This window comes from Methylobacterium sp. Leaf465 (assembly GCF_001424705.1).
Classification (GTDB): Bacteria; Pseudomonadota; Alphaproteobacteria; order Rhizobiales; family Beijerinckiaceae; genus Methylobacterium.
Window position 1 is genome coordinate 97,612 of sequence record NZ_LMRA01000005.1, and the last position, 13,203, is coordinate 110,814.

A 13,203-nucleotide genomic window follows, 5' to 3' on the forward strand; every position below is an offset into this window, starting at 1 on the left:
GCACAGATGTCCCGGAACCGGACACCGTCTGCCGGCGAGCCCCCCTACTCGGCGGCCGCCTCGTAGGGCTGCGCGGCCAGGCCGTCGGCGAGGAAGCCGCCGGACTGGCGCTGCCACAGGCGCGCATAGAGTCCCCCACCGGCGATCAGCTCGGCATGGGTGCCCTCCTCGATGACCCGTCCGGCATCGAGGACGATGAGGCGGTCGAGGGCCGCGATGGTCGAGAGCCGGTGGGCGATGGCCAGCACCGTCTTGCCCTCCATCAGGGTGTCGAGGCTCTCCTGGATCGCCGCCTCCACCTGGCTGTCGAGGGCCGAGGTCGCCTCGTCGAGGATCAGGATCGGCGCATCCTTGAGGATCACCCGCGCGATGGCGATGCGCTGGCGCTGGCCGCCCGAGAGCTTCACGCCGCGCTCGCCCACCTGGGCGTCGTAGCCGGTGCGGCCCTTGTGGTCGACGAGATCGCGGATGAACGTGTCGGCCTGGGCCAGCCGCGCGGCGCGCTCGACCTCGGCCTGGGTGGCGTCGGGGCGGCCATACGCGATGTTGTCGCGGATGGAGCGGTGCAGCAGCGAGGTGTCCTGGGTCACCATGGCGACGGCGCTGCGCAGGGACCCCTGGGTCACGCCGGCGATGTCCTGACCGTCCACCAGGATACGCCCACTTTCGAGGTCGTGCAGGCGCAGCAGGAGGGCGGTGATCGTGGTCTTGCCGGCGCCGCTGACGCCGACGAGGCCGACCTTCTCGCCCGGCCGGATGTGCAGGTTCAGGCCCTCGATGATCGCGGCGTCGTCGCGGCCGTAATGGAAGCTGACGTTCTCGAAGCGGATGTCACCGCCCGTCACCGCCAGGGTCCCGGCATCGGGCCGGTCGGTGATGGCGTGCGGACGGGCGATCGTCTGCATGCTCTCCTGGATGACGCCGACATTCTCGAAGATGCCCCGCACGGTCTGCATCACCCAGCCCGACATCGCCATCAGGCGCAGGACCAGGGCGAGCCCGGCCGAGGCCTCGCCGGTGGTCATGCCGCCGCGCTGCCACAGGATCACGCAGACGCTGGCGGTGGCGAGGATCAGCAGGCTGTTGAGGAGGCCGAGCAGGGTCGTGGTGCTGCTCACCAGGCGGAACTGGTGCAGGTAGGCCTTGGTGTGGACGTCGACGGCGTCGCGCACCGCCGCACGCTCCTCGCGGTCGCGGGCGAAGAGCTTCACCGTCAGGATGTTGGTGTAGCTGTCGACGATGCGCCCGATCAGGGCCGAGCGGGTGTCGGCGGTGAGCAGCGAGCGGGACCGGGCCCGGGGCACGAACCAGCGGGTCAGGGCGGCGTAGGCCGCGATCCAGAGCACCACCGGCAGGGCGAGCCACAGGGAGATCGAGCCGAACAGGCCGACCGCCGTGACCGCGTAGATCGCGACGTAGAGCAGCGTGTCGATGAAGACGACGGCGAGCTCGCGTACCGCCGGGCCCACCTGCACCACCCGGTTGGCGAGGCGCCCGGCGAAATCCGCCTGGAAGTACGAGAGCGAGTGACCGAGGGTGTAGAGGTGCGTGCGCCAGCGGATCTGGTTCGTCGCCTGCGGCACGATGAGCTGGTTCGAGAGGATCTCGTGCAGCCAGATCGTGATGGGGCGCACCACCAGCAGGAGGCCGGCCGCCAGCATCAGGCCGGTGCCGTGCTCCTGCCACAGGGTGGCGCGGTCGGCCTTGTTCAGGAGGTCGATGAACCAGCCCATGAGCAGGTAGAGGGAGGCCTCCACCGACCCGGCCAGCACCGCCACCACGAACAGGATCGCCAGGGCGCCGCGGATCGGCCGGAGGTAGAAGCCCGCGAAGCCGAGGACGGATTTCGGCGGCATGCGGCCGTCGTCGAACGGCGCGAAGGTGTCGATCCGGCGCTCGAGCCAATCGAGAAACATGAGACCATCCGGTTGCTGCAGCGCACGCTTAACTATGCCGCCTTGACCGCCTGCCAACCGGGGGGCGATGCCGCACGGACCCGCCCCCATCCTGAGACGCCGCCGATGCTCCGCCTCGCCCTCTACCAGCCCGACATCCCGCAGAACACCGGCACCCTCCTGCGTCTCGCCGCCTGCCTCGGAGCCGCCGTCGAGATCATCGAGCCCGCCGGCTTCGACGTCTCCGACCGGCACCTGCGCCGCGCGGGCCTCGACTACCTCGACCGCGTCGCCGTCACCCGCCACCGCTCCTGGGACGCGTTCTCGGAGTGGCGCCGGGCGGAGACCATCCGCCTCGTCCTTGCCACCACGCAGGGCGCCCTGCCCTACACCGACTTCGCCTACCGGGACGGCGACTGCCTGCTGATGGGCCGGGAATCGGCCGGCGTACCCGAGGCCGTCCACGCCGCGGCGGATGCCCGGGTGGTGGTGCCGATCCGGGCCGACCTGCGCTCCCTCAACGTCGCGGTCTGCGCCGCGATGATCCTGGGCGAGGCCCTGCGCCAGACCGGCGGCTTCCCACGGTCGGATTGAACGCTGTGCAATCGCGCACTTGAACAGTGTTCAAAAGCTGCGACAACCGGGGGGTGGACCGCAACCACCGACCCGGAGCCCGACTATGCTCAGACTGTTTCGCACCCTCGCCCGCGGCGCCGCCGCCCGCGCCGAAGAAGACCTGTTCGACCGCAACGCCCTCCTCATCCTCGACCAGCAGATCCGCGAGACCCGCGCCGCCCTGGAGCGCAGCCGCCAGGCGCTGGCGGCTTCGGTGGCCGGCGACCGGGCCGAGGAGCGCCGCCTCGCCGAGGTCGAGGCCCGCGCCACCGACCTCGAGACTCGCGCCGTGGCGGCACTCCAGTCCGGGCGCGACGACCTGGCGTCGGAGGCCGCCGAGGCGATCGCCGAACTGGAGGCCGAGCGCGACGCCATCCGCGCCGCCCGCGGCCGCTTCGCCGCCGAACTCGTCCGCATCCGCGCGGCGGTCGCCGACGCCACCCGGCGCCAGGCGGACCTCGAACGGGGCCGGCGCCTCGCCGCGGCCGCCGAGACGGCCCGGCGCCTGCGGGTGCGTGCCACCCCGGAGGACCGGGCCACGCTGAAGGAGGCCGAGGCGACGCTGGCGCGACTGCGCAGTCTCCAGGCCGAGGCCGACGACACCGAGGAGGCCCTGCGCGAGGCCGAGCCCGGCGCCGACCTCGCCGAGCGGATGGCGCGCGCCGGCTTCGGCCCGAGCCCCCGCCCGGCCCCGTCCGCGATCCTCGACCGCCTGCGCGCCCGGGCCGAGGCGCCCCGCCAGCCGGCCGCCTGATTGCCGCGCAGCGGCTGCGCAAGCGGCCCCTCCCCCCTCTGGGGGAGGGTGCCTGCGGAGCAGGCGGGAGAGGGGCGACCTCTCCGAACAGCGCGCTCCCCTCTCGCGGGACTTCGTCCCGGCCCGACCCGCTTCACGGGCCACCCTCTCCCGCAAGGGGGAGAGGGAATGCGCGGCGCGCTTCATCGCCAGGCCCACCTTCCGAAATCACCCCAACCCGAGGAGAATCCCCATGACCAACGAGACCACGCAGCATTCCGGCGCCTGGGTCGCCTTCACCTACGCCTCGTTCCTCGGCTCCGCCGCCATGGTGGGCCTCGGTATCCTGTTCATGCCCATCGACATCTGGATCAAGGGCTACCTCGCCATGGGCACGATCATGCTCGTGCAGTCCTGCATCACCGCCACCAAGACCATCCGCGACGTCCACGAGGGCCGGCGCATGGTCAACCGGATCGAGGACGCCAAGACCGAGCGGCTGCTGATGTCCGTCAAGGATTGAGCGCCTCGCCCCGACCGCCGGCGAATTGACGGCCGGGCGGCGGGATGGGACATCCCCCGGCATGACTATGCCCGAATCCTCCGTCCCCCCGCTGCCCGAGGCCGAGCGCGACGCCGTGAAGGCCGAGGCGACGGCCTGGTTCACCACCCTGCGCGACCGGATCGTCGCCGCCTTCGAGACCCTCGAGGCGGAGGCGACCGGGCCGTTCCATCCCGACGCCCCGGCCGAGCCCGGCACCTTCGTGAAGACGCCCTGGCAGCGCACCGACCACACCGGCGCGCCCGGCGGCGGCGGCACCATGGCGATGATCAAGGGCCGGGTCTTCGAGAAGGCGGGCGTCCACGTCTCGGCCGTGCACGGCGAGTTCGCGCCGGAGTTCCGCGCCCAGATGCCGGGGGCGGCCGAGGACCCGCGCTTCTTCGCCACCGGGATCTCGCTGATCGCGCATCCCTGGAACCCGAACGTGCCGACCGTGCACATGAACACCCGCTTCGTGGTGACCACGAAGACGTGGTTCGGCGGCGGCGCCGACCTGACCCCCGTGCTCGACCGGCGCCGCACCCAGGACGACCCGGATTCCCTGACCTTCCACGCGGCCATGCGGGAGGCCTGCGACGCCCACGCGCCCGCCGCCGACTACGCCCGCTACAAGGCCTGGTGCGAGGAGTACTTCCACCTCAAGCACCGCAACGAGCCGCGCGGCATCGGCGGGATCTTCTACGACTATCACTGGACCGGCGACCCCAAGGCCGACCTCGCCTTCACCCGCGACGTGGGCGGGGCCTTCCTCAAGGCCTACCCGGCCATCGTGCGCGCCAACCTGGCCACGCCCTGGACCGAGGCGGACCGGCTGGAGCAGCAGGTCCGGCGCGGGCGCTACGTGGAATTCAACCTGCTCTACGACCGCGGCACGATCTTCGGCCTGAAGACCGGCGGCAACGTCGCCTCGATCCTGTCGTCGCTGCCCCCCACGGTGCGCTGGCCGTGAGCGCTCCGGCCGCCCCTCCGGCGGACATCACCGAGACCAACCGAGCGGTGGCGCGCATGCTGGCGGCGGCCCTGGGCGGCGTGCCCTCCGTCGCCCGGCACGCCGACGAGACGGGTCGCAGCCACGTCGACATCCTGACCTGCCGCGACGCCCCGCGCCCCGGCCTCACCGCCTGCGCCACGGTGACCCTGGCCAACCACCCGCTCTACCAGGACGGCGTCGAATTCCCCGGGCGCTGCGAGATCCTGGGTGTGAGCACCGACCCGGACGTGGCGCGGATGGTGGCGGCCTGCGCCTTCCAGGTCATCGACGGGCGCTGGTTCCTGGCCCCCGGCATCGTCTTTCCCGGCCTGCTCACGGGCCTCTCGGCGAGCCTCGCGCACGTCCTGTTCGTGCCGCCGGCCCTGTTCGAGGCCCGGCTGGAGACACCGGCCACCGCAGACGCGGCGCTGGCCTTCCTCCAGGCGGTGCCGATCTCGGAGGCCGAGTACGCCTTCGCGCAGGAATCCGGGGGCGATGCCCTGGAGGACCTGTTCGCCGCGCGCGGTACCGACCTCTTCGACCTGCAGCGGCCCTCGGTGCTCTGATGGCCGATGCCCCCCTGCCGACCCGCTTCGCCCCGCAGCAGGACGCGGCCCTGAAGGCGATTTCCGACTGGCGCAAGTCCGGCGGCCAGCAGGTCTTCCGCCTCTTCGGCTACGCCGGCACCGGCAAGACCACCCTCGCCCGGCGCATCGCCGACGACGTCGAGGGCACGGTGGTGTTCGGCGCCTTCACGGGCAAGGCCGCCTCGGTGATGCGCCAGAAGGGCTGCCACGACGCCGCGACGATCCACAGCCTGATCTACCGCACCAAGGAGACCGAGGACGGCGGCCCGGCCTTCACCCTGAACCGCACCGGGCCGGTCTCGAAGGCCGAGCTCATCGTCATCGACGAGTGCTCGATGGTCGATTCGGATCTGGGCAACGACCTCCTCTCCTTCGACCGGCCGGTGCTGGTGCTCGGCGACCCGGCGCAGCTGCCGCCGGTGCGCGGGGGCGGCTTCTTCACCGAGGCCGAGCCCGACGTGATGCTCACCGACGTCCACCGGCAGGCGGCCGACGACCCCATCGTCCGCATGGCGATGACGGTACGCGAAGGCGGGCGCCTCACCCTCGGCGACTACGGCGAGAGCCGCATCGTCTCGCGCCGGTCCATCGACCCGGCCGTGGTGCTGCAGGCCGACCAGGTGCTGGTGGGCATGAACAAGACCCGGCGGCTCTACAACAACCGCCTGCGGGAGCTCGCCGGCCACTCCGACCCGATGCCGGCGGTGGGCGAGAAGCTCGTCTGCCTGCGCAACGACCGGACCAAGGGCCTCCTCAACGGCTCCACCTGGACGGTGCATGCGCAGCGTTCGTCACCGCGCTCCGACACGGTGCGCCTCGACGTCGTGCCCGAGGACGACCCGGCCCTGCGCCGCCGCCCGGTGGACATCAAGGTCCTCAAGGCCGTGATGTCGGGCTCCGAGGAGGAGATCCCGGCCTTCCTGAAGCGCGAGACCGACGAGTTCACCTACGGCTACGCCCTCACGGTCCACAAGGCGCAGGGCTCGCAATGGGACGACGTCGTGCTGTTCGACGAGTCCTTCGCCTTCCGCGAGCACCGGGCGCGCTGGCTCTATACCGGCCTGACCCGGGCGGCGAAGCGGATCACCGTCGTGGTCTAGAGGGGCTTGCGTGGCCCCCGGCGGCTTGCGCGTTGCCGGCCCCTCGGGGACAACGAAGGCGTGCGCGGGGGGAGAGATTCGCATGGCCTTGACCGGACGATGCCGCTGCGGCGCCATCCAATACGTGGCCGCGGGCGAGCCGAGCCACAGCGCCCTGTGCCACTGCACCGATTGCCGGCGGTCCTCGGGCGCACCCGCGGTGGGGTTCGCGCTGTTCCCGGACGAGCGGATCACGATCACCGGCACCCCGACCGCCTACGAATCCTCGCCCGGCGTGCTCCGCGAATTCTGCGGGACCTGCGGCACCAACCTGTTCTACCGCAACGCGGCGGTCTTCCCGGGCCAGGTCGACCTCCACACCGCGACCCTGGACGATCCCGACGCCCTGCCCCCGTCGATCCGCATCCAGGTCGCGGACGCGCCCGAATGGTTCGGCCGGTTCGACGCGCTGCCGGCCTTTCCGCGCTATCCCGGATAGGCCGAGACCCCGGCGGCGCTTGGAGCGAACCCCGCGAGCACCTACGTGAGCGGTTCTCCCACCCGAACCGGAGCCTGTCTTGTCCCATTCCGAAGCGAGCGGTCCGCCGCAGATGCACGCCACCACGATCCTCATGGTCCGCAAGGGCGGCCGGGTGGTGATCGGCGGCGACGGGCAGGTCAGCCTCGGCCAGACCATCGTCAAGGGCAATGCCCGCAAGGTCCGGCGCCTGGCCAAGGGCACGGTGATCGGCGGCTTCGCGGGAGCCACCGCCGACGCCTTCACGCTGTTTGAGCGGCTGGAGGCCAAGCTCGAACAGTATCCGGGGCAGCTGACCCGGGCCTGCGTCGAGCTGACCAAGGACTGGCGCACCGACCGCTACCTGCGCCGCCTGGAGGCGATGATGCTGGTGGCCGACAAGGAGGTCAGCCTGCTGCTCTCGGGCGCGGGCGACGTGCTGGAGCCGGAAAGCGGCGTGATGGCGATCGGCTCGGGCGGGAACTACGCCCTGTCGGCTGCCCGCGCCCTCGAAGACAGCAGTCATGACGCAGAAGAGATCGTTCGCCGGGCCATGCGGATCGCCGCCGAGATCTGCGTCTACACGAATGACAGCCTCGTGATCGAGACCTTGGAAACGTCTGAAAGCTGACCGAGCTCCGATCCGTTAACCGAAGTTTTCGAGACACTGCTTACGAGCTTGAATGAAAGCTCGTGACGGGATCTCGGACATGACGATCAAGGCGAAGATACTGATGTTCGTCCTGGCCTGCGGGGCGATCACCCTAGTGGTCGCTGGCGTCGGGATCGGTACCCTTTCGGCCTTCAACGCCGCGATGGTCGAGTCCCGGCAGGCGGCCCGCCGGGCCCTCGACGCGGCCAACGTCAACCGGCTCGTGAGCAACGTCGTCCTCGAATCCCGCGGCGTCTACGCCGCCAAGGACACGGCCGACGCGCAGAAATACGCCAACCGGATGCGGCAGAACCTGACGGCGATGAACGACCTCCTCGCCGCCCTGGGCCGGCGGGTGCCCGAGGCGGAGCGCGCGCAGTTCGAGCGGGTCGTGCAGGGGGCCGCCACCTTCACCAGCCTGCGCCAGGAGATCGCCCGGGCGGGAACCGCGGTCGCCCCGAAGGCGGCGGCGGATCTCGGCTTCAACGAGGCCAACCGCGCCAACCGCCAGGCCTTCCAGGATTCCATCGACGCCCTGGTGGCCGGCGGCCAGGCCCAGGTCACCGCCATCGATGCCGCGACCGACGCCCTCTACGACAGCCGCCTGACCCTGCTGATCGCCCTGGCGGCCGGCGGCACCCTGGCGAGCCTCGTGCTCGGCATCCTGATCGGGCACCGGCAGATCGCCGCGCCCCTCGCCCGGGTCGCCGCGGCGATCCGGCGCCTGTCGGAGGGCCAGCTCGACCTGCCGGCCGTCAAGCCGGGGCGCGACGAGATCGGCGCCATCTGGGCCAGCATGCAGGTCTTCGCCCGCTCCATGCGGGAGGCCGAGACCCTGCGGGCGACGCAGGACGAGGCCGCCGGGCTCGCCTCGACCCGCCGCCGCACCGATCGGACAGAGCTGGCCGACCGCTTCCAGGGCAGCGTGGGCGCCCTCGTGGGCGACCTCTCCGATGCCGCCGCCGCCATGGAGGAGACCGCCCGCTCGATGTCGGCCCAGGCCGAGCGCACCAACCGGCAATCGGCCGCGGTGATGCGCGCCGCCCAGGAGACAACGCAGAACGTCCAGGCCGTGGCCGCCGCCACGGAGGAACTCGCCGCCACCGCCAACGAGATCGGGCAGCAGGTCGGCCAGACCTCGGCGGCGGCCGCCAACGCCGTCGAGAGCAGCCGCCAGACCAACGCCCGCGTCGAGGCCCTCGCCGAGGGCGCCGCCCGCATCGGCGACGTCGTCGCCCTGATCTCGAACATCGCCGGCCAGACCAACCTGCTGGCGCTCAACGCCACGATCGAGGCGGCGCGGGCCGGCGAGGCGGGCCGGGGCTTCGCCGTGGTCGCCACCGAGGTGAAGACCCTCGCGGCTCAGACCGCCAAGGCCACCGACGAGATCACGGCGCAGATCGGCATGATCCAGGCCGCCACCCGCGAGACCGTCGAGGCGATCCGCGAGATCGGCACGACCATCGGCAGCGTGCACAGCATCGCCCTCGGCGTCGCGGCGGCGGTGGAGGAGCAGCAGGTCGCCACGCAGGAGATCGCCCGCAGCGTCAGCGACGCCGCCCGCGGCACCCATGACGTCACCGAGACGATGGCCGAGGTCCAGGGCGCGGCGGTGGAGGTGGGCGCCGGGGCGGCGCAGGTTCTCGCCTCGGCGGCGGAGCTCGCCCGCCGCTCCAGCGCTCTCGACGACGAGGTCACGCACTTCGTGGGGTCGATCCGCGCCGCCTGAGACACGGGACCGTCTGGAAAGGGCGGGGCGGCGCGCTTAAGTCGGGGACGTGCGTCGCCCAGCCCCCTGTCCCGCCCGACGCGGCATCGCCCTCGCCCTGTGCGGGGCGACCCACCGCGAGGTTCCGTCGTGATCACCACCGACCACCTCCGCCGCGCCGTGGCCGAGGGCATCATCACCGAGATCCAGGCCGCCTCCCTCGATCGTCTGGCGCGGGCGAACCCGGGGCCGGACACCGGCCTCGACGCGCCGCGCGACGACGAGCGCCTGCGCTTCGTCTCGGGCTTCGCCGACATCTTCGTCACCCTCGGGCTGTTCCTATTCCTCGGCGCCTGCGCGCATTTCGGCCTGTCGGCCCTCGGCCCTGCGCCCGGCTACCCCCTGATCGCCGCCCTCGCCTGGGGGCTCGCCGAATTCTTCACCCGCCGGCGCCGCATGGCTCTGCCCAGCATCGTTCTGCTGGTCCTCTTCGCCCTCGCGGTGCAGTCGTCGGCGGCCTTCGGACTCGCCGGTGCGGGGACGACAGGGGCGAGCTGGCCGACCCTGTTCGACCTGATGGCGACCGACCGCCTGGGCCCAGGCCCGCTGATCGGCAGCGGGCTGGCGACCCTCGGGCTGGTGACCCTGCATTACCGACGCTTCGCCGTGCCGATCACCGTGGCGGCGGGCGCGGCCGCCCTCTGCGCCGTGCTGCTCGGCCTCCTGCTCGTCGTGGCGCCGGACCTGACCCTGGCGGCGCGCAACGCCCTGTTCATCGCCGCCGGCCTCGGCGTCTTCGCCCTGGCGATGCGCTTCGACCTGTCCGACCCGGCCCGCGTCACCCGGCGCACCGACATCGCCTTCTGGCTGCATCTCCTGGCCGCCCCCCTGATCGTGCATCCGATCCTCGGCACCCTGACGGCCGGCGGCGGACAGGCCGCGACCCTCGGCGTGCTGGCGATCGTGCTCGGCCTCGCGGGCATCGCGCTCGCGGTGGACCGGCGCGCGCTGCTGGTCTCGGGCCTCGTCTATGCCGGGATCGCCCTCGGGTCCCTGGTCCGGGAGGCCGGGTTCGCCGGCAGCACGATCCCGCTGAGCCTCCTCACCCTCGGGGCCTTCATCCTGGCGCTCAGCGCCGGGTGGCACCCGTTGCGCGCCGCCCTGCTGCGCGCCATCCCCCGCCCCCTGGCAGCCCGGCTGCCGCATCCGATCGGAGCGTGATGACCACCTTCTCTCCCCGCGAGATCGTCTCGGAACTCGACCGCTTCATCGTCGGGCAGGCCGACGCCAAGCGCGCGGTCGCCATCGCGCTGCGCAACCGCTGGCGCCGGCAGCAGCTCACCGGCCCGTTGCGCGAGGAGGTCGCGCCGAAGAACATCCTCATGATCGGGCCGACGGGCTGCGGGAAGACGGAGATCGCCCGCCGCCTCGCACGCCTCGCCGGAGCGCCGTTCCTCAAGATCGAGGCCACCAAGTTCACCGAGGTCGGCTATGTCGGCCGCGACGTGGAGCAGATCGTGCGCGACCTCGTGGAGGTCGGCATCGGCCTCAAGCGCGAGGAGAAGCGCCGCTCGGTGAAGGCCAAGGCCGAGGCGGCGGCGGAAGCCCGCATCCTCGACGCCCTGGTGGGCCCGACCGCGGGCCAGGCCACCCGCGACAGCTTCCGCAAGAAGCTGCGGGCGGGCGAGCTCGACGACAAGGAGGTCGAACTCGAGCTCTCCGGCGGGGCGCCGGGCGGCCTGCCGATGTTCGACATCCCCGGCATGCCGGGCGCGTCCATGGGCGCGGTCAATCTCGGCGACATGCTCGGCAAGGCCCTCGGCGGCCAGAAGGGCAAGCCGCGCCGGATGACGGTGACGGACGCCTACGCCCCCCTGCTGGCGGAGGAATCCGACAAGCTGGTCGACGCCGAATCCCTGACGCAGGAGGCGATCCGCGAGGTCGAGGACAACGGCATCGTCTTCCTCGACGAGATCGACAAGATCTGCGCCCGCGAGGGCCGCTCCTCGGCCGACGTCTCGCGCGAGGGCGTGCAGCGCGACCTGCTGCCCCTGATCGAGGGCACCACCGTGGCGACGAAGCACGGGCCGGTGAAGACCGACCACATCCTGTTCATCGCCAGCGGCGCCTTCCACGTCTCGAAGCCCTCCGACCTGCTGCCGGAGCTGCAGGGCCGCCTGCCGATCCGCGTCGAGCTGCAGCCGCTCACCGTCGAGGATTTCCGCCAGATCCTGACCTCGACGGAGGCGAGCCTGCTGAAGCAGACCGTGGCGCTGATGCAGACCGAGGGCGTCACCCTCGAATTCAGCGAGGATGCGGTGGACGCCCTGGCCCGCGTCGCCGTGGACGTGAACAACTCGGTGGAGAACATCGGCGCCCGCCGGCTCCAGACCGTGCTGGAGCGCGTCATCGACGAGATCTCCTTCACGGCCACCGACCGGTCGGGCGAGACCGTGCCGATCGACGCCGCCTACGTCCGGTCGCGGGTGGAGAGCCTGGCGGCGAACGCGGATCTGAGCCGGTTCATTCTGTAGGTCGGGTCGCCGCCCGGACCGCAGACGCGGCCCGGCGGCGCCGGAGGGTCCCGGACCTGCCCCGGGGTGCGTTGCGCCCGTGGACCGGGCCGGCTGGTGGGGCGCCCGTCACGGGATGGCCGGCGGCCTTCGTCTCCGCGAGGCGCCGAAGGCGGGCCCCGGATGAATCGCCGTGACGGGGTGCCCAGCCGCGGCGGTGGCCCCGGACCGCGTCAGGCTTCCCAGACCTGGCCCGGCCGCATGGCGAGGAAGCGCTCCGGGGCGAGGCCCTGCGCGGCGCAGGCTTCCGCCAAGGCGTCCACCGGCTGCTCGATGCCCTCGTCGGTGAGCTGGAAGGTCCCCCAGTGGTGGCCGAGCATCTGGTCGGCTCCGAGGAGCAGCCCCGCCTCGACGGCCTCGCCCGGGTCCATGTGCTGGTCCTTCATGAACCAGCGCGGCTCGTAGGCCCCGATCGGCAGGGTGGCGAGGCGCGGCGGCCCGAAGCGGGCGCGGGCTTCCCGGAAGGTCGCCCCGTCGCGGAGGCCCGTGTCGCCCGAATGGTAGTGCACGCCCGCCGGGGTCGTCAGGACGAAGGAGCACCACAGGGCCATGCGCCGGTCGTTGAGGCCGCGGGCCGACCAGTGATGGGCGGGGGTGACGTGGAGGGTCAGGCCGCCGCCGAGATCCACCGACTCGCCCCAGTCGCGGGTCTCCACGTGCATGGTGTCGTCGTAGGCGCGCAGGATCGCCTCGTTGCCGAGCGGCGCCAGGACCAGCGGCTGATGCGCCTGCCAGATCCGTGCGACCGTCGCCCCGTCGAGATGGTCGTAGTGGTTGTGGGTGATCAGCACCGCGTCGATCGGGGGCAGGTCGGCGAAGGCGATCCCCGGCGGGTTCACCCGCTTGGGGCCGGCGAATGCCACCGGGCTCGCCCGGCGGGCATAGACGGGATCCACCAGGATGTTGCGGCCGGCGACCTGGAACAGGTAGCTCGCATGCCCGATCAGGGTGACGCGCAGGCCCGAGACCCGCTCCGGCGGCACCTCGGCGGCGTAGGGGCTTGGGTGGAAGGCCGGCCAGGCCTGGCGCAGGGGGCTGTCGACCCCGCGCCGGGAGCGCCAGCGGGCGATGTCGGCCAGCGTCTTGTCCGGCGGCTGGTCCGGGCTGTGGAAGCGGACCCCGTCGAAATGGTCGCTGCGCGGCCCGCGATAGTAGGGATTGCGCCCGCGCTTGTGGGCGGCATAGCCGACCCCGCCGAGCGTCATCACCGTGGCGGCGCTCAACGCCTTGATCAGACTGTGCCGTTTCATGGATCCGAGATGGCGGCTGCGGCGCGCCGATCAAGCGCCGCGGCCACGCATCGCAGGTCGAT

13 protein-coding genes are annotated in these 13,203 nt (G+C 72.1%); 11 read left to right on the top strand and 2 right to left on the bottom strand.

Features of this window, described 5'->3' with window-relative positions; genetic code table 11:
- Nucleotides 1-44: 44 nt before the first annotated feature.
- Nucleotides 45-1,916: an ABC transporter ATP-binding protein gene (locus ASG51_RS05405; RefSeq protein WP_056379579.1), complete on the bottom strand. Its 1,872-nt coding sequence runs from the start codon at nt 1,914-1,916 to the stop codon at nt 45-47.
- A gap of 105 nt (nt 1,917-2,021) precedes the next feature.
- Between ASG51_RS05405 and ASG51_RS05410 the strand changes: the two genes are divergently transcribed.
- The 11 genes from ASG51_RS05410 to hslU all read left to right on the top strand — a co-directional run bounded on the left by ASG51_RS05410 (nt 2,022) and on the right by hslU (nt 11,852).
- Entirely contained in the window at nt 2,022-2,489 is a 468-nt protein-coding gene (locus ASG51_RS05410) for a tRNA (cytidine(34)-2'-O)-methyltransferase (protein ID WP_056270768.1), read from the top strand.
- A gap of 85 nt (nt 2,490-2,574) precedes the next feature.
- Nucleotides 2,575-3,264, top strand: a complete 690-nt coding sequence (locus ASG51_RS05415) for a PspA/IM30 family protein (protein WP_056379581.1) — start codon at nt 2,575-2,577, stop codon at nt 3,262-3,264.
- Between the two features lie 232 nt (nt 3,265-3,496).
- Nucleotides 3,497-3,766 (top strand): YiaA/YiaB family inner membrane protein, encoded by a 270-nt coding sequence (locus ASG51_RS05420; RefSeq protein WP_055948388.1) that lies wholly within the window; start codon nt 3,497-3,499, stop codon nt 3,764-3,766.
- A 67-nt stretch (nt 3,767-3,833) separates the two neighbouring features.
- Complete coding sequence (hemF, locus tag ASG51_RS05425; protein ID WP_200927184.1) at nt 3,834-4,754, top strand: oxygen-dependent coproporphyrinogen oxidase; 921 nt, start codon at nt 3,834-3,836, stop codon at nt 4,752-4,754.
- Nucleotides 4,751-5,341 carry a suppressor of fused domain protein gene (locus ASG51_RS05430; protein WP_056270778.1) on the top strand — a complete coding sequence of 197 codons (591 nt, stop codon included), beginning with the start codon at nt 4,751-4,753 and terminating at the stop codon, nt 5,339-5,341. The genes hemF and ASG51_RS05430 overlap by 4 nt, the downstream gene beginning before the upstream one ends.
- On the top strand, nt 5,341-6,462 hold the full coding sequence (locus tag ASG51_RS05435) for an AAA family ATPase (protein ID WP_056379584.1): 1,122 nt from the start codon (nt 5,341-5,343) through the stop codon (nt 6,460-6,462). Before ASG51_RS05430 ends, ASG51_RS05435 begins: the two co-directional genes overlap by 1 nt.
- An 82-nt stretch (nt 6,463-6,544) precedes the next feature.
- On the top strand, nt 6,545-6,940 hold the full coding sequence (locus ASG51_RS05440; RefSeq protein WP_056379586.1) for a GFA family protein: 396 nt from the start codon (nt 6,545-6,547) through the stop codon (nt 6,938-6,940).
- Between the two features lie 112 nt (nt 6,941-7,052).
- Nucleotides 7,053-7,589 (top strand): ATP-dependent protease subunit HslV, encoded by a 537-nt coding sequence (gene hslV, locus ASG51_RS05445; protein WP_156389583.1) that lies wholly within the window; start codon nt 7,053-7,055, stop codon nt 7,587-7,589.
- Between the two features lie 79 nt (nt 7,590-7,668).
- Entirely contained in the window at nt 7,669-9,339 is a 1,671-nt protein-coding gene (locus tag ASG51_RS05450) for a methyl-accepting chemotaxis protein (RefSeq protein WP_056379588.1), read from the top strand.
- 129 nt (nt 9,340-9,468) lie between these two features.
- Nucleotides 9,469-10,539, top strand: coding sequence for a hypothetical protein (locus ASG51_RS05455; protein ID WP_244480069.1), 1,071 nt, complete (start codon nt 9,469-9,471; stop codon nt 10,537-10,539).
- On the top strand, nt 10,539-11,852 hold the full coding sequence (hslU, locus tag ASG51_RS05460) for an ATP-dependent protease ATPase subunit HslU (RefSeq protein ID WP_056212486.1): 1,314 nt from the start codon (nt 10,539-10,541) through the stop codon (nt 11,850-11,852). Before ASG51_RS05455 ends, hslU begins: the two co-directional genes overlap by 1 nt.
- Nucleotides 11,853-12,064: 212 nt before the next feature.
- Here hslU and ASG51_RS05465 read toward each other — a convergent pair whose 3' ends face one another.
- On the bottom strand, nt 12,065-13,141 hold the full coding sequence (locus ASG51_RS05465) for an MBL fold metallo-hydrolase (RefSeq protein ID WP_056212488.1): 1,077 nt from the start codon (nt 13,139-13,141) through the stop codon (nt 12,065-12,067).
- Nucleotides 13,142-13,203: the final 62 nt, after the last annotated feature.

Coding starts and splice junctions, on each gene's coding strand:
- ASG51_RS05405 (WP_056379579.1), bottom strand. CDS start 1,916: ATGTTTCTCGATTGGCTCGAGCGCCGGATCGACACCTTCGCGCCGTTC.
- ASG51_RS05410 (WP_056270768.1), top strand. CDS start 2,022: ATGCTCCGCCTCGCCCTCTACCAGCCCGACATCCCGCAGAACACCGGC.
- ASG51_RS05415 (WP_056379581.1), top strand. CDS start 2,575: ATGCTCAGACTGTTTCGCACCCTCGCCCGCGGCGCCGCCGCCCGCGCC.
- ASG51_RS05420 (WP_055948388.1), top strand. CDS start 3,497: ATGACCAACGAGACCACGCAGCATTCCGGCGCCTGGGTCGCCTTCACC.
- hemF (WP_200927184.1), top strand. CDS start 3,834: ATGCCCGAATCCTCCGTCCCCCCGCTGCCCGAGGCCGAGCGCGACGCC.
- ASG51_RS05435 (WP_056379584.1), top strand. CDS start 5,341: ATGGCCGATGCCCCCCTGCCGACCCGCTTCGCCCCGCAGCAGGACGCG.
- ASG51_RS05440 (WP_056379586.1), top strand. CDS start 6,545: ATGGCCTTGACCGGACGATGCCGCTGCGGCGCCATCCAATACGTGGCC.
- hslV (WP_156389583.1), top strand. CDS start 7,053: ATGCACGCCACCACGATCCTCATGGTCCGCAAGGGCGGCCGGGTGGTG.
- ASG51_RS05450 (WP_056379588.1), top strand. CDS start 7,669: ATGACGATCAAGGCGAAGATACTGATGTTCGTCCTGGCCTGCGGGGCG.
- hslU (WP_056212486.1), top strand. CDS start 10,539: ATGACCACCTTCTCTCCCCGCGAGATCGTCTCGGAACTCGACCGCTTC.
- ASG51_RS05465 (WP_056212488.1), bottom strand. CDS start 13,141: ATGAAACGGCACAGTCTGATCAAGGCGTTGAGCGCCGCCACGGTGATG.